Source organism: Actinacidiphila yanglinensis (genome assembly GCF_900107965.1).
In the GTDB taxonomy this organism is placed as follows: domain Bacteria; phylum Actinomycetota; class Actinomycetes; order Streptomycetales; family Streptomycetaceae; genus Actinacidiphila; species Actinacidiphila yanglinensis.
In genome coordinates, this window is sequence record NZ_FNVU01000002.1 from 142,318 (window position 1) to 168,481 (window position 26,164).

Annotated in this window: 20 protein-coding genes; 12 read left to right on the forward strand and 8 right to left on the reverse strand. The window is 70.6% G+C overall.

Annotated elements, in window-relative coordinates:
- Nucleotides 1-18 precede the first annotated feature (18 nt).
- The 6 genes from C4U44_RS04570 to C4U44_RS04595 form a co-directional block, all read right to left on the reverse strand.
- Nucleotides 19-735, reverse strand: coding sequence for a PspA/IM30 family protein (locus tag C4U44_RS04570; RefSeq protein WP_103884308.1), 717 nt, complete (start codon nucleotides 733-735; stop codon nucleotides 19-21).
- A gap of 72 nt (nucleotides 736-807) precedes the next feature.
- Nucleotides 808-3,087 (reverse strand): TPM domain-containing protein, encoded by a 2,280-nt coding sequence (locus C4U44_RS04575; protein WP_103884309.1) that lies wholly within the window; start codon nucleotides 3,085-3,087, stop codon nucleotides 808-810.
- Nucleotides 3,088-3,352: 265 nt separating this feature from the next.
- The gene (locus C4U44_RS04580; protein WP_103884310.1) at nucleotides 3,353-4,126 is read right to left on the reverse strand and encodes a succinate dehydrogenase/fumarate reductase iron-sulfur subunit; all 774 of its coding nucleotides are present in this window, start codon (nucleotides 4,124-4,126) and stop codon (nucleotides 3,353-3,355) included.
- On the reverse strand, nucleotides 4,123-6,087 hold the full coding sequence (locus tag C4U44_RS04585) for a fumarate reductase/succinate dehydrogenase flavoprotein subunit (protein WP_103884311.1): 1,965 nt from the start codon (nucleotides 6,085-6,087) through the stop codon (nucleotides 4,123-4,125). The genes C4U44_RS04580 and C4U44_RS04585 overlap by 4 nt, the downstream gene beginning before the upstream one ends.
- A 1-nt stretch (nucleotide 6,088) precedes the next feature.
- Nucleotides 6,089-6,967, reverse strand: a complete 879-nt coding sequence (locus tag C4U44_RS04590; protein ID WP_407642779.1) for a hypothetical protein — start codon at nucleotides 6,965-6,967, stop codon at nucleotides 6,089-6,091.
- Between the two features lie 197 nt (nucleotides 6,968-7,164).
- Nucleotides 7,165-7,452 (reverse strand): hypothetical protein, encoded by a 288-nt coding sequence (locus C4U44_RS04595; protein ID WP_103884312.1) that lies wholly within the window; start codon nucleotides 7,450-7,452, stop codon nucleotides 7,165-7,167.
- Between the two features lie 330 nt (nucleotides 7,453-7,782).
- On the opposite strand from C4U44_RS04595, the gene C4U44_RS04600 reads away from it, so the two are divergent.
- From C4U44_RS04600 to C4U44_RS04655, 12 genes are all read left to right on the forward strand, one after another.
- Nucleotides 7,783-9,588, forward strand: coding sequence for an ABC transporter family substrate-binding protein (locus C4U44_RS04600; protein ID WP_235031807.1), 1,806 nt, complete (start codon nucleotides 7,783-7,785; stop codon nucleotides 9,586-9,588).
- A 249-nt stretch (nucleotides 9,589-9,837) separates the two neighbouring features.
- Nucleotides 9,838-11,703: a translational GTPase TypA gene (gene typA, locus C4U44_RS04605; protein WP_103884313.1), complete on the forward strand. Its 1,866-nt coding sequence runs from the start codon at nucleotides 9,838-9,840 to the stop codon at nucleotides 11,701-11,703.
- Between the two features lie 391 nt (nucleotides 11,704-12,094).
- Nucleotides 12,095-13,729 (forward strand): peptide ABC transporter substrate-binding protein, encoded by a 1,635-nt coding sequence (locus C4U44_RS04610; RefSeq protein WP_103884314.1) that lies wholly within the window; start codon nucleotides 12,095-12,097, stop codon nucleotides 13,727-13,729.
- Nucleotides 13,730-13,804: 75 nt separating this feature from the next.
- Complete coding sequence (locus C4U44_RS04615) at nucleotides 13,805-14,728, forward strand: ABC transporter permease (RefSeq protein WP_103884315.1); 924 nt, start codon at nucleotides 13,805-13,807, stop codon at nucleotides 14,726-14,728.
- Nucleotides 14,721-15,662: an ABC transporter permease gene (locus C4U44_RS04620; RefSeq protein WP_103884316.1), complete on the forward strand. Its 942-nt coding sequence runs from the start codon at nucleotides 14,721-14,723 to the stop codon at nucleotides 15,660-15,662. The genes C4U44_RS04615 and C4U44_RS04620 overlap by 8 nt, the downstream gene beginning before the upstream one ends.
- A gap of 11 nt (nucleotides 15,663-15,673) precedes the next feature.
- Nucleotides 15,674-16,699: an ABC transporter ATP-binding protein gene (locus C4U44_RS04625; protein ID WP_103884317.1), complete on the forward strand. Its 1,026-nt coding sequence runs from the start codon at nucleotides 15,674-15,676 to the stop codon at nucleotides 16,697-16,699.
- On the forward strand, nucleotides 16,692-17,765 hold the full coding sequence (locus tag C4U44_RS04630) for an ABC transporter ATP-binding protein (RefSeq protein ID WP_322973553.1): 1,074 nt from the start codon (nucleotides 16,692-16,694) through the stop codon (nucleotides 17,763-17,765). The genes C4U44_RS04625 and C4U44_RS04630 overlap by 8 nt, the downstream gene beginning before the upstream one ends.
- 243 nt (nucleotides 17,766-18,008) lie before the next feature.
- Nucleotides 18,009-19,646: a peptide ABC transporter substrate-binding protein gene (locus tag C4U44_RS04635; protein WP_103884318.1), complete on the forward strand. Its 1,638-nt coding sequence runs from the start codon at nucleotides 18,009-18,011 to the stop codon at nucleotides 19,644-19,646.
- A 70-nt stretch (nucleotides 19,647-19,716) separates the two neighbouring features.
- Nucleotides 19,717-20,640 (forward strand): ABC transporter permease, encoded by a 924-nt coding sequence (locus C4U44_RS04640; RefSeq protein ID WP_103884319.1) that lies wholly within the window; start codon nucleotides 19,717-19,719, stop codon nucleotides 20,638-20,640.
- Entirely contained in the window at nucleotides 20,633-21,640 is a 1,008-nt protein-coding gene (locus tag C4U44_RS04645; protein WP_103884320.1) for an ABC transporter permease, read from the forward strand. The genes C4U44_RS04640 and C4U44_RS04645 overlap by 8 nt, the downstream gene beginning before the upstream one ends.
- Nucleotides 21,641-21,692: 52 nt before the next feature.
- Complete coding sequence (locus C4U44_RS04650) at nucleotides 21,693-22,733, forward strand: ABC transporter ATP-binding protein (RefSeq protein WP_103884745.1); 1,041 nt, start codon at nucleotides 21,693-21,695, stop codon at nucleotides 22,731-22,733.
- The gene (locus tag C4U44_RS04655; RefSeq protein WP_103884321.1) at nucleotides 22,702-23,793 is read left to right on the forward strand and encodes an ABC transporter ATP-binding protein; all 1,092 of its coding nucleotides are present in this window, start codon (nucleotides 22,702-22,704) and stop codon (nucleotides 23,791-23,793) included. The genes C4U44_RS04650 and C4U44_RS04655 overlap by 32 nt, the downstream gene beginning before the upstream one ends.
- Before the next feature lie 113 nt (nucleotides 23,794-23,906).
- On the opposite strand, the gene C4U44_RS04660 is transcribed toward C4U44_RS04655, so the two are convergent.
- The gene (locus C4U44_RS04660) at nucleotides 23,907-25,070 is read right to left on the reverse strand and encodes an ABC transporter ATP-binding protein (protein ID WP_103884322.1); all 1,164 of its coding nucleotides are present in this window, start codon (nucleotides 25,068-25,070) and stop codon (nucleotides 23,907-23,909) included.
- 21 nt (nucleotides 25,071-25,091) lie between these two features.
- Nucleotides 25,092-26,156: an ABC transporter ATP-binding protein gene (locus tag C4U44_RS04665; protein WP_103884323.1), complete on the reverse strand. Its 1,065-nt coding sequence runs from the start codon at nucleotides 26,154-26,156 to the stop codon at nucleotides 25,092-25,094.
- Nucleotides 26,157-26,164: the final 8 nt, after the last annotated feature.

Genomic DNA, 26,164 nt, shown 5'->3' on the forward strand with positions numbered 1-26,164 from the left:
TTGTCCGGGCCACCCCGGTCACGCCGCGCCGGACTTCAACCGGGCCAGCCGGGCGTCGATCTCCGCGGCGTCGCCCGCGCTGTCCAGCGACTCGAACTGGGCGTCCAGCGAGGAGGCGGCCAGCTCCTGGCGGCCCTGCGCCCGGGCCTCCTCGCGCCGCACCTTGTCCTCGAAACGGCCCAACTCGCTCGTCGGGTCGAGAACGTTGACGCTCTTGACCGCGTCCAGCATGGTGTTCTGCGCGTGGGCGGTGCGCGAGCGGGCGACCAGCTCGTCGCGCTTGGCCTGGAGTTGCCGCAGCCGCTCCTTCATCTCGTCCAGGCCGGTGCGGAGTTTGCCGGCCACCTCGTTCTGCGAGGCGATCACCGGTTCCGCCGCCCGCGCCTCCTTCTCGGACTGGAGCTGGCGGCCCAGCGCCACCTTGGCGAGGTTGTCGAACCGGTCGGCCTCCGCGGTGCCGCCCGAGGACCGCAGCTCGTCCGCCTTGCGGCTGGCCGCGACCGCCTTGCCGCCCCACTCCGCCGCCGCGGACACGTCCTCGGCGTGGTCCTGCTCCATCAGCCGCAGGTTGCCGATGGTGCCGGCGACGGCCTCCTCGGCCTCCTTGATGTTCTCGGTGTACTCGCGGATGAGCTGGTCGATCATCTTCTGCGGGTCCTCGGCCTGGTCGAGGAGCGCGTTGATGTTCGCCCTGGCGAGCTGCGCCACCCGGCCGAGGATCGTCTGCTTCGTCATGGCTACTCCTTGGATGACCTGCTGCCGTCGTCGAGCTTCGCTGTCGGAGGGGTCCTGCCTGTCCGGGTCCGTCTAGAAGCGCCCGCCGCCGCCCATCCGGCCGCGGGTGCCGCCGCCGCCGAAGCTGCCGGGGCCGGCGCCGCCGCCCATCCCGCCGCCGTACCCGCCGTACCCGCCCATGCCGAAGCCGCGGGTGCGGCCGCCGCCGAGCAGGTCGCCCAGCAGGATGCCGCCGAGCACGGCGCCGCCCACCCCGCCCGTTCCGCCGGCGCCGTAGCCGCCGCGCCCGCGCCGGCCGCCGAAGCCGGTGACGTCGTCCTGCGCGTACGACTGCGCCTCGCGGGCCAGCCGGTCCGCCTCGCGGGCGTGCTCCAGGGCCGGCTGCGGGTCGGTCGCCGCCAGCGACTCCGCCTGGCGCAGCCGGCGCTCGGCCTCGGTCAGCCGGGTCCTGGCCTGGCTGCCGATCGCGCCGCGGTGCGTGGTGACCACGTCCCGGGCCGCCGCGACCTCGCTGCGCGCGGCCAGCAGCGCCTGGCCGAGCAGCGTGTCGGCCCGGTGCTGCCCGGCCTCCTGCTCCCGGGCCCCGGCCAGCGCGTCGTCCAGCGCCGCGTCCGCCTCCTCCACCCGGCGCAGCGCCGCGATCGGGTCGGGCCGCCCCTCCGCGAGTTCGGTGCGCACCGCCGCGAGCACGCTCTCCGCCCGCGCCACCCGCCCGCGCAGCTCGGCGTGCCGCGGCCGGCCGCCGGGGCCCGGCGCGGCACCGCCCGGGCCCGCACCTGCCGTGCCGCCGGCCCAGCCGGCCGTGCCGGTTCCCGTGCGGGTGGGTCCCGCCGGCTGCGCCGGGCCGCCTCCGGCCGCCGGCTCGTCGCCCCGCGGCCCCGTGCCCGGCCCCGCGCCCGCCTCAGCGCCGCCGCCGGGGGGCGGCCCGGCGCCCAGGATCGCGCGGGCCTCGGCGAGGTCGGTCTCGGTCTCGGCCAGCGCCTCGGCCAGTTTCGTGTCGGCCGCGCGCAGCTCCTGCTCCCTTCGGGTGACGGAGTCGGCGAGCGTGGTCGCCTGGTCCAGGGCGCCCTCGGCGGCGCGCACGAAGACCGCGGCCCGGCCGTGGTCGCTGCCGATCGCCGTACGCGCCTGCTTCAGGCTGGTGCGGGCGAAGTCGAGCCGGTCGCGGGCCTCGGCCGGATAGCCGGTCACCGGTGCCAGCGCGGAGTCGGCGTACCGCTGCGCCAGCGGGCCGAGCACGGCCGCGGCGGCGTCGATCCGGCCGGGCAGCGCCGCCGCCTTCTCCTCGGCCTGGGCCAGCACCTGCGGGGCGTTCGCCTCCATCGCCCGCAGCCGGTCGAACGCCTCCGACTCCGCGTCCAGCCGCCGGTTCGCCTGCGTGCAGCGGGACAGGATGTCGTCCAGCATCTGCCGCCGGGTCGCGTCGTCCTCCGGGTAGGCGTCGTCGAGTTTCTGCCGCAGCCGGAAGGCCGCGGTCAGCTCGCCCTTGGCGTAGTCCACCGCCTCCCCGAAGGGCTGCGCCGCCTCCTCGCCGAACTGCGCCGCCGCGAACCCCACGTCCTCCTGGCTGGTGCGTACCGCGTCGTCCGTGGCCACCAGCAGCTCGCGTGCCTGCGCGTCCAGCTCCGGCAGTGGCGTGACCGGCACCGGCTGCTTCGGGCGTCCCCGCCACTCGCTGGCGCCGCGCCCCGCCGAGGTCCGCACCGGGCGCTGCCGCTCGACCCGCCTGCGGTACGCCCACACGCCCAGCAGGGCCGCTGCGCCCAGCGCGACCACCGGAATCCAGACCGAGCCGGACGAGCGGCCGTCGTTCGCCGCGCCCGGGTCCGCCGTGCCCGGGGTGATCACCGGCGCGGTCACCGGGCGGCCGCTGAGCACCGCGTCGTAGCCGTTCGCCGCGCCGATCGCGGCCCCCGCCCAGTCGTTGTGCCGCAGCGCGGGCTCGATCGCCTGGTCGCCTACCTCGTCGATCTGCTGCTGGGTCAGGCCCGACTCCTGGTCGGCGGAGACCGCGTACTGGCGGTCGTGGGTGGCCACCGCCAGCAGGACGTCCTTGCGGCCCAGGCCGTTGCGGACCGCGGTGGCGTTCGCCCAGTCCTGCGGCGCGCTGCCCGAGAAGCCGCCGACGTAGACGGTGAACAGCTGGAGCCGCTGCTGCGCGTAGAGGCGGTCCAGCGCGGTGCGCACCTGCCCGGCGCGGCTCTGCAGCGCGCCCACCTTGTCGGTGACCTGGCCCGTCCTGGCCAGGGGTATCGGGTCGTCCGCCGCTGCCCGCGCGGGCAGCCCCGTGCTCAGGGCCAGCACGGCCAGCGCGGCCAGCGCGGCGGCGGACGACCTACGTTTGTGGCGCACCGCGTTGCCTCCCGCTGTCCGCGCCACGGCCCACCGCGTGGCTCTTTTCGGGAGCGTATGTGCGGCGTATCGGTCGCGCGACCGGGGAGCGGCGGCCCGCCGCGCCCTCCCGCGCGCCGCCCGGGATTCCCCGGGCGGCGCAGGGCCGCCTGATCCGGAACGGGTCGGGCGCGGGCTCTCCCCCGGGTCGCGCGGGGGCGGGAGGTCCCGGACGGCGGTGCGGCGCGGGGCCGCGCCGCCGTCCGACGATCGGGTGACCCAGGGCCTACTGGCCGCGGCGCCGGATCTTCGAGCCCAGCCACACCAGCGGGTCGTACTTGCGGTCGACGGCCCGCTCCTTCAGCGGGATCAGCGCGTTGTCCGTGATGTGGATGTGCTCCGGGCAGACCTCCGTGCAGCACTTGGTGATGTTGCAGTAGCCGAGCCCGTGGTCGTCCTGCGCGGACTCCGCCCGGGTCGGGCCGCCGTCCGCGGCGGCGGCGTCCAGCGGGTGCATGTCCAGCTCGGCGACCCGCATCAGGAACCGCGGTCCGGCGAACGCGCCCTTGTTCTCCTCGTGGTCGCGCACCACGTGGCAGGTGTCCTGGCACAGGAAGCACTCGATGCACTTGCGGAACTCCTGCGAGCGCTCCACGTCGACCTGCGCCATCCGGTACTCCCCGGCCGCGACGCCCTTCGGCGGCACGAACGCGGGGATCTCCCGGGCCTTGGCGTAGTTGAAGGACACGTCGGTGACCAGGTCCCGGACGACCGGGAAGGCCCGCAGCGGGGTGACCGTGATCGTCTCGTCCCGGGTGAAGACCGACATGCGGGTCATGCACATCAGCCGGGGCCGCCCGTTGATCTCGGCGCTGCACGAACCGCACTTGCCCGCCTTGCAGTTCCAGCGCACCGCGAGGTCGGTGGCCTGGGTGGCCTGGAGCCGGTGGATGATGTCGAGCACGACCTCGCCGTCGTTGACCTCGACGTCGTAGTCCTTCAGCCCGCCGCCCTCGGCGTCGCCCCGCCAGACCCGGAACCGGGCCGTGTAAGCGCTCACGCGTCCAACTCCTCGTCCGTCAGGTACTTCAGCAGCTCGTCCCGTTCGAACAGGTCGAGCAGGTCGGGCCGGATCGCGGCGGTCGGGCGGCGGTGCAGGTCCACCGCGCCTCCGGCCGCGTCCGACAGCTCGCACACCAGGTTGACCTTGCGCCAGGTGCGGTCCATGTCCGGGTGGTCGTCGCGGGTGTGGCCGCCGCGGCTCTCGGTACGCTCCAGTGCCGCCCGGGCCACGCACTCGCTGACCAGCAGCATGTTGCGCAGGTCGATCGCCAGGTGCCAGCCCGGGTTGAACTGGCGGTGCCCCTCCACGCCGGCCCGCTCGGCGCGCTCGCGCAGCACCGCCAGCCGGTCCAGCGCCTGCTCCATCTCCGGGGCTCGCCGGATGATCCCGACCAGGTCGTTCATGACCTGCTGGAGCTCCTGGTGCAGGGTGTACGGGTTCTCGACGGGGACCGCGGGGGCCGCCTCGCCCGCCGACCCGGAGGGGCCGCCGGCGTCCGTGCCGCTTCCGCCGGCCGCCGCTTCGGCCGCGCCGAACGGCCGCAGTGCCTCCGCCGCGGCCCGGTCGATCTGCTCGTCGTCCGCCACCGGGCGGGCGTCACCGAGGCCGGTCGCGTACTGCGCCGCGTACAGCCCGGCGCGGCGGCCGAAGACCAGCAGGTCGGACAGCGAGTTGCCGCCGAGCCGGTTGGAGCCGTGCATCCCGCCGGCCACCTCGCCGGCCGCGAACAGCCCTGGCACCCCGGCGGCCGCCGCGGTGTCCGGGTCCACGGCGACCCCGCCCATCATGTAGTGGCAGGTCGGCCCGACCTCCATCGCCTCGGCGGTGATGTCGACGTCGGCCAGCTCCTTGAACTGGTGGTGCATCGACGGCAGCCGCCGGGTGATCTCCTCGGGCGTCATCCGGGTGGACACGTCCAGGAACACCCCGCCGTGCGGGGACCCGCGGCCCGCCTTCACCTCGGAGTTGATCGCGCGGGCCACCTCGTCGCGCGGCAGCAGCTCCGGCGGCCGGCGGTGGTGGTCCGGGTCGGTGTACCAGCCGTCGGCCTCCTCCTCCGTCTGCGCGTACTTCTCCTTGAACACGTCCGGCACGTAGCCGAACATGAACCGCTTGCCCTCGCTGTTGCGCAGCACCCCGCCGTCGCCGCGGACCGACTCGGTGACCAGGATGCCCTTCACCGACGGCGGCCAGACCATCCCGGTCGGGTGGAACTGGATGAACTCCATGTTGATCAGCGGCGCCCCGGCCAGCAGCGCCAGGGCGTGCCCGTCGCCGGTGTACTCCCACGAGTTGGAGGTCACCTTGAAGGACTTGCCGATCCCGCCGGTGGCCAGCACCACCGCGGGCGCGTCGATCACGAACAGCCGGCCCGACTCGCGGACGTACCCGAAGACACCGGCGACCGCGCCGTCCGGGCTCTTCAGGATCCGGGTGACGGTGCACTCCTGGAAGACCTTCAGCCGGGACTCGTAGTCGCCGCTGTCCGCGAAGTCCTCCTGCTGGAGCGAGACGACCTTCTGCTGGAGGGTGCGGATCAGCTCCAGGCCGGTGCGGTCGCCGACGTGCGCGAGGCGCGGGTACTCGTGGCCGCCGAAGTTGCGTTGGGAGATCTTCCCGTCCGGGGTGCGGTCGAACAGCGCGCCCCACGTTTCCAGCTCCCAGACCCGGTCCGGTGCCTCCTTGGCGTGCAGCTCGGCCATCCGCCAGTGGTTGAGGAACTTCCCGCCGCGCATCGTGTCGCGGAAGTGCACCTGCCAGTTGTCGCCGGAATTGACGTTGCCCATGCTCGCCGCGATGCCGCCCTCGGCCATCACCGTGTGCGCCTTGCCGAACAGGGACTTGCAGATCACCGCGGTCCGCAGCCCCTGCTCGCGTGCCTCGATCGCGGCGCGCAGCCCCGCGCCGCCCGCGCCGACCACGACCACGTCGTACGCGTGCCGTTCCACGTAACTCATCTCAGAAGAACCTCGGATCGTCGAATGCGCCGCTGGACACCAGGTACACGTACAGGTCCGCGACACCGACGCTGATCAGGGACGACCAGGCGAGCAGCATGTGGCGGCCGTTGAGCACTCCGACCCAGCCCCACATCCGGTACCGCACCGGGTGGGCGGAGAAGTGCCGCAGCTTGCCGCCGATGATGTGCCGGCAGGAGTGGCAGGAGAGGGTGTACGCCCAGATCAGGATGATGTTGACCAGCAGGACGAGGGTGCCCAGCCCGGCGTGTCCCCAGTTGCCGTGCGGGTCGCGGAAGGCCAGCACCGTGTCGTAGCTGAGGATGCCGGCGACCACCACGGCCAGGTAGAAGAAGTACCGGTGGATGTTCTGCAGGATCAGCGGGAGCCGCGTCTCGCCGGTGTACGACGCGTGCGGCTCGGCGACCGCGCAGGCCGGCGGGGAGAGCCAGAACGCCCGGTAGTAGGTCTTGCGGTAGTAGTAGCAGGTCAGCCGGAAGCCCAGCGGGAAGATCAGCACCAGCAGGGCGGGGGACAGGCCCCACCAGTTCCCGAACAGGTGCCAGTCGGCGCCGCCGTTCATGTCCGTGCAGTTCGACGCGAGGCAGGGCGAGTAGAACGGCGACACGTACGGCGCCGCGTAGTAGTGCGTGTTCGCGAACGCCCGCCAGGTCGAGTAGCCGATGAACGCGGCCAGACCGAGCGCGCTGACCAGGGGCGGCAGCCACCATCGGTCGGTTCTCAGGTGCGGCGCGGAGATCGCCGCACGGCCGGGGCTGCCGACGCCGTGCGCGATCCGCGCGGGCCCGGCCGGGGAGGTGCTCGGCGGCGTGCCCGGTGGTGTGCTCGAGGGGGTGCTTGAGGTGGTTCCGGTGGCCAAAGGGGACTCCGTAGGGGATGGCGAGGGGCTCACCCGCCGTGCGCGGCGGGCCATGGCCGGGAAAGGCCGGGGAACCGGCTGCCGGGCGTGGTGTGCCGCGGCGGCCGGGTGCGGGAGCGGATCAGCGGCGAGGGCGAACGGCTGCGGCCGGCCGTACGAGGACGGCCGGCGCTGCGGCCACGGCCCCGCCGTACGGCTCAGGGTGCGTGCCGGTGGGGGGAGCCCAGCCCCTCGTCCTCGGCGTCCGCCCACAGTCCGCGGTCGTACGGCGCGTCCGGGATCGTGACCATCTCGCGCTCGCGGTGGTCCGCGGCCGCCGGTACCGAGTCCTGGAGCAGCGCCAGGCTCTCCCGCAGGTGGCTCGCGGCCGATCGCACGCGCTTCATGTCGAGGGTGTCGCCCGCGTGCTCGTCGAGCCGCGCCACGCATCGCATCAGGTCGTCCAGCCGCCGCTGGACGGAGGTCAGGTCGTCGTGCAGGGACATGGAGTGCCCTCGCCATCTGTCGCCGTGCGGAATCGCGCAGTAGCGCTGCGAGTGTTGCGCGTCACACCCGCTCTTGTGAAGACCGCTGCACGGACCGGGTGATCGGCAGCGGGCGCCGCTACTGCCGTACGGCGGCCGGCGGTGGTTGCTGAGCCGTCCGGGTGGACCCCGGGCGAAGGTGCGTCGTGTCGGGTGTGGAAAGGGGCACAGGTCTTCTTGCAGCGAGGGCCCCTGCCCCCGCTCTCCCCGTCCCCGTGCTTCAGGCCGATCGATGACGTCCCGGTCGTGCGCCGTAGAGCGGCGCCCCGGGCCGCGGAGGTGTCCGAGCCCATGAACCGCAGCGCGAAACCGACCGCCGTTCCCCCGGCCGCCCCGGAGCGGCGGCGCCGTGCCGTGTCCGCCACGGCATGTGTCGCCATGGCGCTGACGGTCGGCGCCACCGCGCTGACCGCCTGCTCCTCGTCCGGGACCAAGGCGGCTGGTACCGCCGGCACCGACGTGGCCGCGGTGTCCCGTGCCGGGGTGCGGGCCGGCGGCAGCCTCACCTGGGCCGTCGACCAGATGCCCAAGACCCTGAACGCCTATCAGTCCGACGCGGACGCCGGCACCACCACCGTCACCGGTGCGACCCTGCCGGCGATGTTCCGGCTGGACGGGCGCGGCACCCCCCAGCTCGACCCGGACTACGCCACCTCGGCCAAGGTCACCGCGCAGGACCCGCGCCAGGTCGTCACCTACGACCTCAACCCGAAGGCGAAGTGGAGCGACGGCCGCGCGATCGGCGTGGCCGACTTCACCGCCCAGTGGAAGGCACTCGGCGGCAAGAACACCGCGTTCTGGACCGCCCGGAACGCCGGCTACGACCGGATCTCGGGGATCAGCCGCGGGGCGAACGCCCACCAGGTCAAGGTCACCTTCGCCACCCCGTACGCGGACTGGCGCTCGCTGTTCGCGCCGCTGTACCCGAAGTCGGTGACCGGCAGCGCGGACGCCTTCAACGACGGCGCGCGCACCTCCCTGCCGGTGTCGGCCGGACCGTTCACGGTCAAGGCGGAGGACGCGAAGGCGGGCACCGTCACCCTCGCCCGCAACGCCGGCTGGTGGGGCGACCCGGCCAAGCTCAACCAGATCGTGCTCACCGCGGTGCCGCGCGCCCAGCGGCCCGCGGCGCTGGCCGCGGGCAAGCTGGACGTGGCCGAGATCGACCCGGGCGAGCTGGCCGCGGCCAAGCGCGCCAAGGGCGTCGGGGTGCGGACCGCCCCGGACGCCGCGTACGCGCAGCTCGCGCTGAACGGCAGCTCCGGCCCGCTCGCCGACGAGCGGATCCGGCACGCGGTGGCCCGCGCGATCGACCGGAAGAAGATCGCTGAGGCCGTGCTCAAGCCGCTGGGGCTGCCCACGAAGCCGCTCGGCAACCACCTGGTGCTGCCCTCGCAGGCCGGATACGCCGACCACAGCTCGGCGCTGGGCACCGCCGACGCCCAGCAGGCGGCCGCGCTGCTCGCCGACGCGGGCTGGCAGCGGCCGGTCGGCAAGACCGGTGAGAAGGCCGCCGGTCCGGGCCGGACCGCGGCGTCCGGCGCGCTGACCGTGGTGGAGCCGGCGAAGGCGGTGACGAAGAACGGCAAGGAGCTGACCATGCGGTTCGTGCTCCCGGCCGACTCGCCGACGCTCGACGACGTCGGCGGCCAGATCGCCCGGATGCTGTCGCGGATCGGCATCCGCACCGAGATCAGCAAGGTCGACGACGACAGCTTCTTCCAGGACCACATCGCGTCCGGCGACTTCGACATGGCGCTGTACTCGTGGCCCGGCACCGCGTACCCGGCCACCGACGACACCCCGATCTTCGCGAAGCCGGTGCCGGCGCCGGACGGGTCGCTCGCGGTCGCGCAGAACTACACCCGGGTCGGCACCGACCAGATCGACCAGTTGCTGGCCCGGGCCGGCTCCGAGCTGGACGCCGGGCAGGCCCGCTCGCTGACCAATCAGGCGGACGCGCGGATCTGGGCGGCAGCCGCGTCGATTCCCCTCTACCAGCGCCCCGAGGTGGTCGCCCTCCGCGCGAACGTGGTCAACGCGGGTGCGTTCGGCTTCCAGACCCCGAGCTACCAGAACATCGGCTTCCGCAAGTAAGCACGCCGCCCCTGTCCCCCCGGGCTGCCCCTTCCCGTCGCGACGGGACCTCGCGTCCGGGGGGTGGCCCCGGTACCCGGGGGAGGGGCAGGGTGGGAGGTCCGGCCCCCCCGGGAGCGCTGGGTGGGGCCTCGCCCGGGCGGACCCGTACCATGGGGTGAGGCCGTGGCGTGACCTTGCCCGGCGGGCGATTCGCGTCGAAGGAGAAGGCGCGACGCCATCCACGATTCCGGGAGAAGCGCCGCATTCATGTCCACGCGCCACGACATCCGTAACGTCGCCATCGTCGCCCACGTCGACCACGGGAAGACGACCCTGGTGGACGCCATGCTGAAGCAGGCCGGGGCGTTCGCCGCGCACCAGCATCTGGACGACCGGATGATGGACTCGAACGACCTGGAGCGCGAGAAGGGCATCACCATTCTCGCGAAGAACACCGCCGTCCGGTACCACCCGAAGGACGGCGGCGACCCGGTCACCATCAACATCATCGACACCCCGGGCCACGCCGACTTCGGTGGCGAGGTCGAGCGCGGCCTGTCCATGGTGGACGCGGTGGTCCTGCTGGTGGACGCCTCCGAGGGCCCGCTGCCGCAGACCCGTTTCGTGCTCCGCAAGGCGCTGTCCGCGCGGCTCCCGGTGATCCTGTGCATCAACAAGACCGACCGCCCCGACTCCCGGATCGACGAGGTCGTCAACGAGACGTACGACCTCTTCCTCGACCTGGACGCGGACGAGGACCAGATCGAGTTCCCGATCGTCTACGCCTGCGCGCGTGACGGCGTCGCCTCGCTCACCAAGCCGGACAACGGCACGGTGCCCGCCGACAGCGACAGCCTGGAGCCGTTCTTCTCCACCATCCTGTCCACCGTCCCCGCGCCGATCTACGACGAGGCGGCGCCGCTCCAGGCGCACGTCACCAACCTCGACGCGGACAACTTCCTCGGCCGGATCGCGCTGCTCCGGGTCGAGCAGGGCCACCTGAAGAAGGGGCAGACGGTCGCCTGGATCAAGCGCGACGGCACCATCGCCAACGTCCGCATCACCGAGCTGATGATGACCGAGGCGCTGACCCGCAAGGCCGCCGAGTCCGCCGGGCCCGGCGACATCTGCGCGGTGGCGGGTATCCCCGACATCATGATCGGCGAGACGCTGGCCGACCCGGAGAACCCGATCGCGCTGCCGCTGATCACCGTGGACGAGCCGGCCATCTCGATGACGATCGGCACCAACACCTCGCCGCTGGTCGGCAAGGGCGGCAAGGGCCACAAGGTGACCGCGCGGCTGGTCAAGGACCGGCTGGAGCGTGAGCTGGTCGGCAACGTGTCGCTGCGGGTGCTGCCGACCGAGCGCCCGGACACCTGGGAGGTGCAGGGCCGCGGTGAGCTGGCGCTGGCGATCCTGGTGGAGACGATGCGCCGCGAAGGCTTCGAGCTGACCGTCGGCAAGCCCGAGGTGGTCACCCGCGAGATCAACGGCAAGGTGCACGAGCCGATCGAGCGGCTGACCATCGACTCGCCGGAGGAGCACCTGGGCGCGATCACGCAGCTGATGGCCTCGCGCAAGGGCCGGATGGAGACCATGACGAACCACGGCTCCGGCTGGATCCGGATGGAGTGGATCGTGCCGTCCCGCGGCCTGATCGGATTCCGGACGGAGTTCCTGACCCAGACCCGCGGCACCGGCATCGCGCACTCCATCTTCGAGGGCCACGAGCCGTGGTTCGGCGAGCTGCGCACGCGGAACAACGGCTCGCTGGTCGCGGACCGGGCCGGCGTCGTGACGCCGTTCGCGATGACCAACCTCCAGGAGCGCGGCGTGCTGTTCTGCGAGCCGACCACGGAGGTCTACGAGGGCATGATCGTCGGCGAGAACTCCCGCTCCGACGACATGGACGTGAACATCACCAAGGAGAAGAAGCTCACCAACATGCGGTCCTCCACCGCGGACGTGACCGAGTCGATCGTGCCGCCGCGCAAGCTCTCGCTGGAGCAGTCGCTGGAGTTCTGCCGCGACGACGAGTGCATCGAGGTCACCCCGGCGACGGTCCGTATCCGCAAGGTGGTGCTCGACCAGAAGGAGCGCGGCCGCGCGGCGGCCCGCGCCAAGCGGTAACGCGGCCACTACGGAGGGGCGCCGGGGACACCCCGGCGCCCCTCTTTGCTGCCCTCGGCGAACCGCGGGAGTGTCCGAATATCGGACGCCGATGGTCGTTAGAAACGTCACATTGTCCGTTTTAGATCTGTCTGTGTACGTTCCGGATTGTCCGTATTCAGGAACCCTGTGCACGCGTTGCCGTGACATCCGCGCGACCTCGCCCGTCCTGACGCACTCCTTACGTGACGGATAGTGGATCAGGTTGAGCTCGGGTCAATGGGTCACGCGCAGTCACTACGCGCCGACTCACGAGCACAGAAGGCCGCAGCCACTGTCAGGGGTGTCAGGGCGCTCGGCCTTCTCACGTATCGACACACGTATCGACAGTGACTCCTGAGGAGGCATACCCATGCGCGGTGCCAAGAGCGCCAAGTGGGTCGTAGGGGCGGCGGTTGTCGCACTGGCCGCGACCGCCTGCGGTTCCGGTGGTTCCAGTGACGCCGGTGGTTCGAACGACGGGATCGTCCGGGCGTGGTGGGGCGACCCGCAGAACCCGCTGGAGCCGGCGAACACCAACGAGGTGCAGGGCGGCAAGGTCCTGGACATGATCTTCATGGACCTCAAGGAGTACGACCCCACGACGGGCAAGGCCAACCTTGAGGCGGCCCAGTCGATCACCACGAACGACCAGCAGAACTTCACGGTCAAGCTCAAGCCGGGCCTGAAGTTCTCCGACGGCACGCCCGTCACCGCCAGTTCCTTCGTCGACGCCTGGAACTACGGCGCGCTGCTGACCAACAAGCAGCTCAACGCGTACTTCTTCGAGGACATCGCCGGCTACGACCAGGTGCACCCGGCCACGGGCGCGCCGACCGCGAAGACCATGTCCGGCCTGAAGGTCGTGGACAACGGCACCTTCACCGTCAAGCTCACGCAGAAGTTCTCCACCTGGCCGGACCGGCTCGGCTACAAGGCGTTCGCGCCGCTGCCGAAGTCCTTCTTCACCGACCACGCCGGCTACCTCGACAAGCCGGTCGGCGACGGCCCGTACAAGGTCGTGTCGTACGACAAGGGCTCCAGCATGAAGCTGGTCCCCAACCCGTACTACACCGGCCCGAGCAAGCCGAAGAACAAGGGCGTGCTGCTCAAGGTCTACACGGACTCCAACACCGCCTACGCCGACCTGCAGGCCGGCAACCTGGACGTGCTGGACGACATCCCGGCCGAGCAGCTCTCGCACGCCAAGTCCGACCTGGACGGCCGCCTGCTCAACCAGCCGGCCGGCATCATCCAGACCGTGTCGTTCCCGCTGAACCAGAAGGCGTGGAACGCGCCCGGCATGGACAAGGTCCGGCTCGGCCTGTCGATGGCGATCGACCGCAAGACCATCACGCAGAAGATCTTCCAGGGCACCCGTACCCCGGCCGGCGACCTCACCTCGCCGGTGCTCGGCGCGGCGGGCGGCTACAGCGCGACCATCGCCGGCGACTCCGTGACGTACAACCCGACGAAGGCGCGCGAGCTGATCAAGGAGGGCGGCGGCATCCCCGGCGGTCACATGACCATCGGCTACAACGCCGACTCCGGCTCGCACAAGGAGTGGGTGGACGCGGTCTGCAACAGCATCAACAACGTGCTGGGCAACAACAAGGCCTGCGTCGGCGCCCCCACCGGCACCTTCGCCGACTTCCGGAACCAGATCACCAAGGGTGAGATGACCAACCCGTTCCGGTCCGGCTGGCAGATGGACTACCCGCTGATCGACGACTTCCTGACGCCGCTCTACGCGACCGGCGGCAGCTCGAACGACTCGCACTACAGCAACCCCCAGTTCGACGCGCTGCTCAAGCAGGCCAACGCCGAGCCGGACACCGCGAAGGCGACGGAGCTGTACCAGCAGGCCGAGAAGCTGCTGTTCAAGGACATGCCGGTGATCCCGCTCTGGTACCAGAACGGCGAAGCCGGCTGGTCCTCGCGCGTCTCCCACGTGACCGAGAACGCGTTCAGCTACCCCGTCTACACCGACATCACGGTCAACAACTGACCTGATGCGGTGCGCCCGCCCCGGTGACCCCGGGGCGGGCGCGCACCACTGTCTGGTCCGATCCCTGGAGGACACATGGGGCGCTACGTCATCAGGCGACTGCTCCAGATGGTGCCGGTCTTCATCGGCACGACGTTTCTGATCTTCGTCATGGTCTACGCACTCGGTGACCCCGTGGCGGCCATGTTCGGCGACAAGGCCCCCGACCCGGCCACCGCCGCGCAGATCAGGCACGCGATGTACCTGGACCACTCGCTGCCGGCCCAGTACGTCCACTACATGAAGCAGATCTTCACCGGTGACTTCGGCACCTCGGCCAGCGGCCAGCCGGTCACGCAGCTGATGGGCAGCGCCTTCCCGGTCACCATCCGGCTGACCCTGGTCGCCTTCGTGATCGAGGCGGTGGCCGGTGTCGGCCTCGGCCTCATCGCGGGCCTGCGGCGCGGCCGGCTCGCCGACTCCGGCGTCCTGGCGTTCACCCTGATCGTGGTGGCGGTCCCCACCTTCGTGACGGGGTACGTGCTCCAGTACTTCCTCGGCGTGAAGTGGCACGTCGCCAACCCGGCGGTCGCCGAGGGCGCCCCGATCGGCGACCTGATCATGCCCGGCGTGGTGCTGGCCGGTGTCTCCCTGGCCTACGTGGCCCGGCTGACCCGCACCTCGGTGGCGGAGAACTCCCGCGCCGACTACCTGCGCACCGCCGTCGCCAAGGGCCTGCCCCGGCGCCGGGTGGTCACCGTCCACCTGCTGCGCAACTCGCTGATACCCGTGGTGACCTTCCTCGGCACCGACATCGGCGGCCTGATGGCCGGCGCCGTCGTCACCGAGCGGATCTTCAACATCCACGGTGTCGGCTACCAGCTCTACCAGGGCATCCTGCGGCAGAACCCGCCCACGGTGGTCGGCTTCGTCACCATCCTGGTGATCATCTTCCTCGCCGCGAACCTGATCGTCGACCTGCTCTACGCGGTCCTGGACCCGAGGATTCGTTATGCCTGAGACGACCGACAGCCAGTCGTCCGCGACCGCGGTCGCGGACGCCCCCGCGGTCGCCGCGGCGGCGCCCGGCCTGCGGAAGGAGGGCGAGAAGGCGCGCAGCCTGCGCTCCGACGCCTGGCACGACCTCAGCCGCAAGCCGATGTTCTACATATCCGGCCTGCTGATCCTCTTCCTGATCGTCATCTCGATCTGGCCGGGCCTCATCGCGAGCGGCAACCCGCTCTCCTGCGACCTGGCCAAGTCCCAGATGGGGCCGACCTCCGGCCACCCGTTCGGCTTCGACACGCAGGGCTGCGACGTCTACACCCGCACCGTGTACGGCGCGCGCGCCTCGGTGTCGGTCGGCATCTTCTCCACCCTCGGGGTCGCGGTGCTCGGCTCGCTGCTCGGCGGGCTCGCCGGGTTCTTCGGCGGCTGGTGGGACGCGGTCCTCTCCCGGATCAGCGACATCTTCTTCGGCATCCCGATCCTGCTCGGCGGCGTGGTGTTCCTGTCCGTGGTCAAGGGCGGCACCGTCACCACCGTCTCGGTGTTCATGGTGCTGCTCGGCTGGCCGCAGATCGCCCGGATCGCCCGCGGCGCGGTGATCACCGCCAAGCAGCAGGACTACGTGCAGGCCGCTCGCGCGCTCGGCGCGAGCAACACCCGGATGCTGCTGCGGCACATCGCGCCCAACGCGCTCGCCCCGATCATCGTGGTGGCCACCATCGCGCTGGGCACGTACATCTCGCTGGAGGCGACGCTGTCGTTCCTCGGCGTGGGCCTGAAGCCGCCGGCGGTCTCCTGGGGCATCGACATCTCCCAGGCGTCCAGCCAGATCCGCAACGCGCCGCACATGCTGCTGTGGCCGGCCGGCGCGCTGAGCCTGACGGTGCTGGCGTTCATCATGCTCGGCGACGCGGTCCGCGACGCCCTCGACCCCAAGCTGCGCTAGGAGGCGTCACGTTGACTGTCACCGACGAGAGGACGGGCGCCGCGGCGCCCGTGTCCACCACCCCGCTGCTGGAAGTACGCGACCTGCACGTGGAGTTCCACACCCGCGACGGAGTCGCGCGCGCCGTCAACGGCGTGGACTACTCCGTGAACGCCGGCGAGACGCTGGCGGTGCTCGGCGAGTCCGGCTCCGGCAAGTCGGTCACCGCCCAGACGATCATGGGCATCCTCGACATGCCGCCCGGCCGGATCACGCAGGGCGAGATCCTCTTCCACGGCCAGGACATGCTCACGATGTCCGCCGAGCAGCGGCGGAAGATCCGCGGCCGGAAGATCGCGATGATCTTCCAGGACGCGCTGTCCTCGCTCAACCCGGTGCTCAGCGTGGGCTACCAGCTCGGCGAGATGTTCCGGGTGCACCAGGGCATGTCCCGCAAGCAGGCCCGGGCGAAGTCGATCGAGCTGATGGACCGGGTGCGCATCCCGGCCGCGAAGGAACGGATCGGCGACTACCCGCACCAGTTCTCCGGCGGCATGCGCCAGCGCATCATGATCGCGATGGCACTGGCCCTGGAGCCGGAGCTGATCATCGCGGACGAGCCGACCACGGCGCTGGACGTGACGGTGCAGGCGCAGGTGATGGACCTGCTCGCGGAGTTGCAGCGCGAGTACAACATGGGCCTGATCCTGATCACGCACGACCTGGGCGTGGTCGCGGACGTCGCCGACAAGATCGCGGTGATGTACGCCGGGCGGATCGTGGAGACCTCGCCGGTGCACGACATCTACGCCAGGCCCGCGCACCCCTACACCAAGGGCCTGCTCCGGTCGATCCCGCGGCTGGACCAGAAGGGGCAGGAGCTCTACGCGATCAAGGGCCTGCCGCCCAACCTGACCCGTATCCCCGGCGGCTGCGCGTTCCATCCGCGCTGCCCGATGGCACAGGACGTGTGCGCCACCGACGTGCCGCTGCTGCACCCGGTCGGCGCCGAGCGGGGCAGTGCCTGCCACTTCTGGAAGGAGACGATCGGTGACTGAGCCGCTGACCCGCGAGCCCGCCTCCCGCAAGCCCATCCTCCAGGTCCGCAACCTGGTGAAGCACTTCCCGCTGACCCGCGGCATCCTGTTCAAGAAGGAGATCGGCGCCGTCAAGGCGGTCGACGGCATCTCCTTCGACCTGTACGCGGGGGAGACCCTCGGCATCGTCGGCGAGTCCGGTTGCGGCAAGTCCACCGTGGCCAAGCTGCTGATGAACCTGGAGCAGGCCACCTCCGGCGAGGTGTTCTACAAGGGTGAGGACATCACCCGGCTCTCGGGCCGGGCGCTGAAGGCGGTGCGCCGCAACATCCAGATGGTCTTCCAGGACCCCTACACCTCGCTGAACCCGCGGATGACGGTCGGCGACATCATCGGCGAGCCCTTCGACATCCACCCCGAGGTGGCGCCGAAGGGCGACCGGCGGGCCCGGGTGCGCGAGCTGCTGGACGTGGTCGGGCTGAACCCCGAGTACATCAACCGTTACCCGCACCAGTTCTCCGGCGGCCAGCGGCAGCGGATCGGCATCGCCCGCGGCCTCGCCCTCAACCCGGAGATCATCATCTGCGACGAGCCGGTGTCCGCGCTGGACGTCTCGGTGCAGGCGCAGGTGGTCAACCTGATGGAGAAGCTCCAGGACGAGTTCGGCCTGTCCTACGTCTTCATCGCGCACGACCTGTCAATCGTGCGGCACATCTCCGACCGGGTCGGCGTGATGTACCTGGGACGGATGGCGGAGATCGGCACCGACACCGAGATCTACGAGCACCCGACCCACCCGTACACGCAGGCGCTGCTGTCCGCGGTGCCGGTGCCCGACCCGCAGGCCCGCGAGCGCCGCGAGCGGATCATCCTCACCGGCGACGTGCCCTCGCCCGCCAACCCGCCGTCCGGCTGCCGGTTCCGCACCCGCTGCTGGAAGGCGGAGGAGCGGTGCGCGCAGGAGACGCCGCTGCTGGCGGTGCCGTCGGTCTTCGCGGGCTCGGACAGTCCGGCCGCGCACGAGTCGGCCTGCCACTTCGCCGCGGAGAAGGACGTGGTGGGGTCGGCCTCGGTCGACGCTGCCTGACGCTCCGTCCGCTCCGCGCCCGCCGAAGCGCCCCGGTCCGCCGCCCGTCGCGGCCCCGGGGCGCTTCGCCGTATGCGGCGCCCGGCCCCGCCCGGACGCGTCCAACCGGGTGAACTCGGGCCATCGGGCCGTCTTCTGACCCGCACTTGCCCCCGCGACACGGGGGAGAAGAAGTGCGGATATGACCGTATTGCGGTGTCATGGATACTCACATGCCATTTGTGATCCATGAGGAGGCGTTCGATGCGCGGAGCCACACGCGTGAGGTGTGCCGTCGGCGTGCTGGCGGTCGCCCTGGCCGCGACGGCCTGCGGCGGCGGGAGTAGTGGCAGCAGCGGCGGCAGCAGTGGCGGCATCGTCCGTGCCTCCTGGGGCGACCCGCAGAACCCGCTCGAGCCGACCGACACCAACGAGGTGCAGGGCGGCAAGGTGCTCGACATGATCTTCCGGGGCCTGAAGAAGTACAACCCGAAGACCGCCAAGGCCGAGAACATGATCGCCCAGTCGATCACCTCCACCGACGCGCAGAACTTCGACATCAAGATCAAGCCCGGCTGGAAGTTCAGCAACGGCCAGCCGGTCACCTCCGACTCGTTCATCAACGCCTGGAACTACGGCGCCGACCTGAAGAACGCGCAGCTGAACGCCTTCTTCTTCGAGCAGATCGACGGCTACGACAAGGTGCACCCGGACGCCGTCGGCGCCACGCCCACCGCCACCAAGCTCTCGGGCCTGACGAAGGTGTCCGACACCGAGTTCAAGGTGAAGCTCAACACGAAGTTCTCGCTGTGGCCGGACACCCTCGGCTACGCGGCCTTCTACCCGCTGCCCCAGTCGTTCTTCACCGACCACTCGGGCTGGCTGAAGAAGCCGGTCGGCAACGGCCCGTACCTGATCCAGCAGTACACCAAGGGCACGCAGATGTCCCTGCGCAAGTGGACCGGGTACAAGGGCGACGACGCCGCCGCGAACAACGGTGTCGACCTGCGCGTCTACACGGACAACAACACCGCGTACACCGACCTGCAGGCCGGCAACATCGACCTCGTCGACGACATCCCGGCCTCGCAGCTCAAGAACGTCAAGTCCGACCTCGGCAGCCGCTACATCAACGAGCCGGCCGGCATCATCCAGACCATCTCCTTCCCGCTGTACGCCAAGGGCTGGTCGACGCCGCAGTCCGCGCTGGTCCGGCAGGGCCTGTCGATGGCGATCAACCGGAAGCAGATCACCCAGCAGATCTTCCAGAACACCCGCACCCCGGCCTCCGACTGGACCTCGCCGGTGCTCGGCGACGCGGGCGGCTTCAAGGAAGGGCTGTGCGGCCAGGAGTGCGACTACAACCCGACCAAGGCCAAGCAGCTCATCCAGCAGGGCGGCGGCCTGCCCGGCGGGAAGATCACCATCGGCTACAACGCCGACACCGGCTCGCACAAGGAGTGGGTGGACGCCACCTGCAACAGCATCAACAACGTGCTGGGCAACAACAAGGCGTGCGTGGGTGAACCCACCGGCACCTTCGCCGACTTCCGGAACAAGATCACCAACAAGCAGATGACCAACCCGTTCCGGTCCGGCTGGCAGATGGACTACCCGCTGATCCAGGACTTCCTGCAGCCGCAGTACTTCACCAACGCCTCCTCGAACGACTCGCACTACAACAGTCCGACCTTCGACAAGCTGGTCAACCAGGCCAACGCGGAGAGCAACAGCAGCCAGGCGGTCAGCACCTTCCAGGACGCCGAGAAGCAACTGGTCAAGGACATGCCGGCGATCCCGCTGTGGTACCAGAACGGCAGCGCGGGCTACTCCTCCAACCTGACCGACGTCGCCCTCAACCCGTTCAGCGTGCCGGTCTACAACGAGATCAAGGTCAAGTGAGACCGGCCGGAGGCCGCACCGGGGCGACCCGGTGCGGCCTCCGCCCGCTCCCGGCGGCGGAGGAGGTCCGATGGGACGCTATGTGATCCGGCGGCTGCTCCAGATGATCCCGGTGTTCATCGGCAGCACCTTCCTGATCTTCTTCATGGTCTACGCGCTCGGCGACCCGGTCGCCGCGCTCTTCGGCGAGAAGGCGCCCGACCCGGCCACCGCCGCCCAGATCCGGCACGACCTGTACCTCGACCACTCGCTGGGCGCCCAGTACCTGCACTACATGAAGAACATCTTCGTCGGGGACTTCGGCACCGCCTTCAACGGCGAGCCGGTGCTCACGCTGATGGGAGACGCCTTCCCGATCACGATCCGGCTGACCATCGTCGCCATCATCTTCGAGATCATCATCGGCATCCTGCTCGGCGTGATCACCGGAATGCGGCGCGGCAAGCCGGTCGACACCGGGGTGCTGCTGCTCACCCTGGTGGTCATCTCGGTGCCCACCTTCGTCACCGGCTACGTGCTCCAGTACGTCTTCGGCGTGGAGCTGAAATGGACCAGCCCATCGGTGTCCCCGAGCGCGCCGTTCAACGAACTGATCCTGCCCGGGCTGGTGCTGGCCCTGGTCTCCCTCGCCTACGTCACCCGGCTCACCCGCACCTCGATCGCGGAGAACACCCGCGCCGACTACGTGCGCACCGCCGTCGCCAAGGGGCTGCCACGGCACCGGGTGATCATCCGCCACCTGCTGCGCAACTCGCTGATCCCGGTGGTGACCTTCATCGGCACCGACATCGGCGCCCTGATGGGCGGCGCGATCGTCACGGAGCGGATCTTCAACATCCACGGCGTCGGCTACCAGCTCTACCAGGGCATCCTGCGCAACAACGCGCCCACCGTGGTCGGTTTCGTCACCATCCTGGTGCTGGTCTTCCTGCTGGCCAACCTCCTTGTCGACCTGCTCTACGCGGTCCTGGACCCGAGGATTCGCTATGCCTGAACCGAAGGAACCGATCGACCCGAACGAAGCGATCGATCCGAACCAGGCCATCGCGCCGACCAGCGGTTTCGGCGGCGGCATGGACCTGGCCGCCACCGACGCGGAGACGCTGGAGAAGCCGCCCGGCGAGGAGCAGGAGGGCGGCCCGTCCGCCAAGCCCCGCAGCCTGTGGTCCGACGCGTGGCGCGACCTGCGCCGCAACCCGATCTTCATCATCTCCGCGCTGATCATCCTGTTCCTGGTGTTCATCTCGATCTGGCCCGGCACGATCGCCACCCAGGACCCGCTCGCGGCCAACCTGGCCAAGGCGCAGGACGGTCCGGCCCCCGGCCACCCCTTCGGCTTCGACAACCAGGGCCGCGACGTCTACACCCGCGTGGTGTACGGGGCCAGGGCGTCGGTCACGGTCGGCGTGTGCGCGACCGCCGGCGTGGTCATCCTCGGCAGCGTGCTGGGCGGGCTCGCCGGGTTCTTCGGCGGCTGGTGGGACGCGGTCCTCTCCCGGATCAGCGACGTGTTCTTCGGTATCCCGGTGGTGCTGGGCGGCCTGGTCTTCCTGTCGGTGGTCACCAACTCCACGGTGTGGCCGGTGGTCGGCTTCATGGTGCTGCTCGGCTGGCCGCAGATCGCCCGTATCGCCCGCGGTTCGGTGATCACCGCCCGCCAGAACGACTACGTGCAGGCCGCCCGCGCGCTCGGCGCCGGCAACTCCCGGATGCTGGTCCGCCACATCGCGCCCAACGCGGTCGCCCCGGTGATCGTGGTCGGCACCATCGCGCTGGGCACGTACATCGCGCTGGAGGCGACCCTGTCCTACCTCGGCGTGGGCCTGAAACCGCCCACTGTCTCCTGGGGGATCGACATCTCCGACGCCTCCAACGAGATCCGCAACGCGCCGCACATGCTGCTGTGGCCGGCCGGCGCGCTGAGCCTGACGGTGCTGGCGTTCATCATGCTCGGCGACGCGGTCCGCGACGCCCTCGACCCCAAGCTGCGCTGAGGAAGGAGGAGTTCCGATGTCCACAGGCGGCTCAGGAGCCACGGACGCGCTGATGGCACCCACCCCGCGGCCGCCCGGCGGCGACGAGGGCGGTCCGCTGCTCGACGTACGCGACCTGCACGTGGAGTTCCGTACCAGGGAGGGCACCGCCAAGGCGGTCAACGGGGTCGACTACTCCGTGAACGCCGGCGAGACGCTGGCGGTGCTCGGCGAGTCCGGTTCCGGCAAGTCGGTCACCGCCCAGGCGATCATGGGCATCCTCGACTCGCCCCCGGGCTTCATCACCCGCGGCGAGGTCGTCTTCCAGGGCCGCGACCTGCTCAAGCTCGGCAACGAGGAGCGGCGCAAGATCCGCGGCGCGAAGATGGCGATGATCTTCCAGGACGCGCTGTCCTCGCTCAACCCGGTGCTCAGCGTGGGGGAGCAGCTCGGCGAGATGTTCCGGGTGCACCGGGGGATGTCCCGCAAGGACTCCCGCGCCAAGGCGATCGAGCTGATGGAGCGGGTCCGCATCCCCGCCGCCCGCGAACGCGTCAAGCAGTACCCGCACCAGTTCTCCGGCGGTATGCGGCAGCGCGTGATGATCGCGATGGCGCTCGCGCTGGAGCCGGAGCTGATCATCGCGGACGAGCCGACCACGGCGCTGGACGTGACGGTGCAGGCGCAGGTGATGGACCTGCTCGCGGAGTTGCAGCGCGAGTACAACATGGGCCTGATCCTGATCACGCACGACCTGGGCGTGGTCGCGGACGTCGCCGACAAGATCGCGGTGATGTACGCCGGGCGGATCGTGGAGACCTCGCCGGTGCACGACATCTACCGCGCGCCCGCCCACCCGTACACCAGGGGCCTGCTCGACTCCATCCCGCGGCTGGACCAGAAGGGCCGCGAGCTGTACGCGATCAAGGGCCTGCCGCCCAACCTGCTGCACATCCCGCCGGGTTGCGCCTTCAACCCGCGCTGCCCGCGCGCCCAGGCCGTGTGCCGGACGGACGAGCCGCCGCTGTACCGGGTCAGCGAGGACCGGGCGAGTGCCTGCCACTTCTGGAAGGAGACCCTGGATGACGACAGCCTCCCGTCCCCAGACGCCTGAGCAGCCCCTCCCGCCCGACCCCGCCGACCGCGAACCGATCCTCTCCGTCCGCGGCCTGGTCAAGCACTTCCCGCTGACCCGCGGCATCCTGTTCAAGAAGCAGATCGGCGCCGTCCAGGCCGTCGACGGGGTCAACTTCGACCTGTACGCGGGAGAGACGCTGGGCATCGTCGGCGAGTCCGGCTGCGGCAAGTCGACCGTGGCCAGGCTGCTGATGAACCTGGAGCAGCCCACCGCGGGCGAGATCCTCTTCAAGGGCGAGGACATCACCAAGCTGTCCGGGCGGGCGCTGAAGGCGGTGCGCCGCAACATCCAGATGGTCTTCCAGGACCCGTACACCTCGCTGAACCCGCGGATGACGGTCGGCGACATCATCGGCGAGCCGTTCGAGATCCACTCCGAGGTGGCGCCGAAGGGCGACCGGCGGCGGCGGGTACGGGAACTGCTGGACGTGGTCGGGCTGAACCCCGAGTACATCAACCGCTACCCGCACCAGTTCTCCGGCGGCCAGCGGCAGCGGATCGGCATCGCCCGCGGGCTGGCGCTGCACCCCCAGGTCATCGTGGCGGACGAGCCGGTCTCGGCGCTGGACGTCTCGGTGCAGGCCCAGGTGGTCAACCTGATGGAGCGGTTGCAGGACGAGTTCCAGCTGTCGTACATGTTCATCGCACACGACCTGTCGATCGTGCGGCACATCGCCGACCGGGTCGGCGTGATGTACCTGGGCAAGATCGTGGAGATCGGCTCGGACGAGCAGATCTACGAGCACCCGACGCACCCGTACACGCAGGCGCTGCTGTCCGCGGTGCCGGTGCCGGACCCGCAGGCCCGCGAGCACCGCGAACGGATCATCCTCGCCGGCGACGTGCCGTCGCCCGCCAACCCGCCGTCGGGCTGCCGGTTCCGGACCCGCTGCTGGAAGGCACAGGAGATCTGCGCCGAGAAGGAGCCGCCGCTGCTGGTGCCGGAGGTCTTCCGCGGCACCGCGGGCCCGGCCGAGCACCCGTCGGCCTGCCACTTCGCGGAGGAGAAGCAGATCGTCCCACCCGAGTCCGAGTGAGCGGCCTGTGCACCCGTCAGCCGCACCAAGCGCAACGCCAGGGCCGCATCCGGATGTTCAAGGGGTGTCCGGATGCGGCCCTGGCGCCGAGTGGAGGCTGAACTGAGCCCGGGTCAAAGGGTCTTGTCAGCCGCCTCCTCGGCCCCGGCGAGTGCCGGGTCGAGGATGATGTCCTCGGCCCGCGCCGTGACCGTCGGCTCTTCGGGGAAGTGGCACGCCGTCAGGTGGCCCTCGGAGCTGCCGCCGAGCTGGATCAGCGGCGGTTCCTCGTCCGCGCAGAGGTCCTGCGCCTTCCAGCAGCGGGTGCGGAAGCGGCAGCCCGACGGCGGGTTGATCGGCGAGGGCACGTCGCCCGCCAGCCGGATCCGCTCACGGCCCTTGTCGTCCGGGTCCGCCTCCGGCGCCGCGCTCAGCAGCGCGTGCGTGTACGGGTGGCGCGGCTTGACGTAGATGGACTCGCGGTCGCCGATCTCGACGATCTTGCCCAGGTACATCACCGCGATGCGCTGCGAGAAGTGCCGGACGATCGCCAGGTCGTGCGCGATGAACAGGAACGCGATACCGAGTTCCTTCTGCACCTGCTGCAGCAGGTTGACGACCTGCGCCTGGATGGAGACGTCCAGCGCGGAGACCGGCTCGTCGGCCACGATCAGCTTCGGGTTCACCGACAGTGCCCGGGCCACACCGATGCGCTGCCGCTGACCGCCGGAGAACTCGTGCGGGAAGCGGTTGTAGTGCTCGGGGTTGAGGCCGACGGTCTCCAGCAGTTCGCGGACCCGCTTCTCGCGGCCGCCGGTCGGGTTGATCCCGTTGATCTCCATCGGGGCGGAGATGATGTTGCCGACCGTCTGCCGCGGGTTGAGCGAGGCGTACGGGTCCTGGAAGATCATCTGGATCTCGGACCGGATCGGCGCGAGCTGCCTGCGGGAGGCGTGCGTGATGTCCTGCCCGGCGTACGCCACCTTGCCGTCGGTCGGCTCCAGCAGCCGGGTGACCAGGCGCCCGGTGGTGGACTTGCCACAGCCGGACTCGCCGACCATGCCGAGGGCCTCGCCCTTGTCGATGTGGAAGTCGATACCGTCGACCGCCCGCACGTCCCCGACGCGGCGCTGGAAGACGAAGCCGCCGTTGATCGGGAAGTACTTGCGCATGCCGGTGACTTCCAGCAGCCGCTCGCCCGTCTCGGGGCGCTGGGCCGGGACGGCCTTGTCCGCTTCCGGGGCCGCGTCCGCCGTGGCGCCCTTTTCCAGGCTCGGCTTCTGCTGCTCTTCACTCATTGCTGGTTCCTCGACTCCCGGTCAGCGCAGCCGCGGCTGGATCTGCTCGATGAAGATGTCACGCTTCTGCTCTGTCGTCAGATGGCACGCGGACCCGCGCCCGTCCGGCAGCTGCGGCCGCTCGGTGCTGCACCGGTCGCCGCCCACCTTCTCGACGAAGGCGCACCTGGGGTGGAACGGGCATCCCGACGGCGGGTTCAGCAGGCTCGGCGGGGTCCCCGGGATCGGCGAGAGCGGCACGTCCACATCCGCGGTCAGCCGCGGGATGGAGCTGAGCAGTCCCCACGCGTAGGGGTGCTCGGGCGCCTTCAGGATCTCCCGGGTGGTACCCCGCTCCACCGCGCGGCCCGCGTACATCACGACCACCTTGTCCGCGGTGTTCGCGATCACGCCCAGGTCGTGGGTGATCAGGATGATGGAGGTGCCCGTCTCCTGCTGGAGGTCCTTGAGCAGGTCGAGGATCTGGGCCTGGACCGTCACGTCGAGCGCGGTGGTCGGCTCGTCCGCGATGACCAGCTCCGGGTCGCAGACCAGCGCCAGCGCGATCATCGCGCGCTGCCGCATACCGCCGGAGAACTGGTGCGGGAAGTCGTCCACCCGCGTCTGCGGCTGCGGGATGCCGACCCTGGCCAGCATCTCGATGGCCCGGGCGCGGCCCTCCCGCTTGGAGGCGCCGGTGTGCTTCATGAACGGCTCGGCGATCTGCCGGCCCACCGTGTAGTAGGGCGACAGCGCCGTCAGCGAGTCCTGGAAGATCATCGCCATCTTGTTGCCGCGCAGCCGCTCCAGGGTGCGGTTGCTCGCCCCGGTCAGCTCCTGGCCGTCGAGCATGATCTCGCCGGCGATGGTGGTGTTGCGCGGGTTGTGCAGCCCGAGGATGGCCAGGTTGGTCACCGACTTGCCCGAGCCGGACTCGCCGACGATACCGAGCGTCTCTCCCCGTTCGAGGTCGAACGACAGCCCGTCGACGGCCTTGACGGTGCCGTCTTCGGTCGCGAACCGCACGTAGAGGTCGCGGACGGAGAGGAACGGGTCGGTGCTCACCGGGTCCTTGGGTGCGGGGTCCGGCTTGGTCACTGTGGTCACTTTGGGGC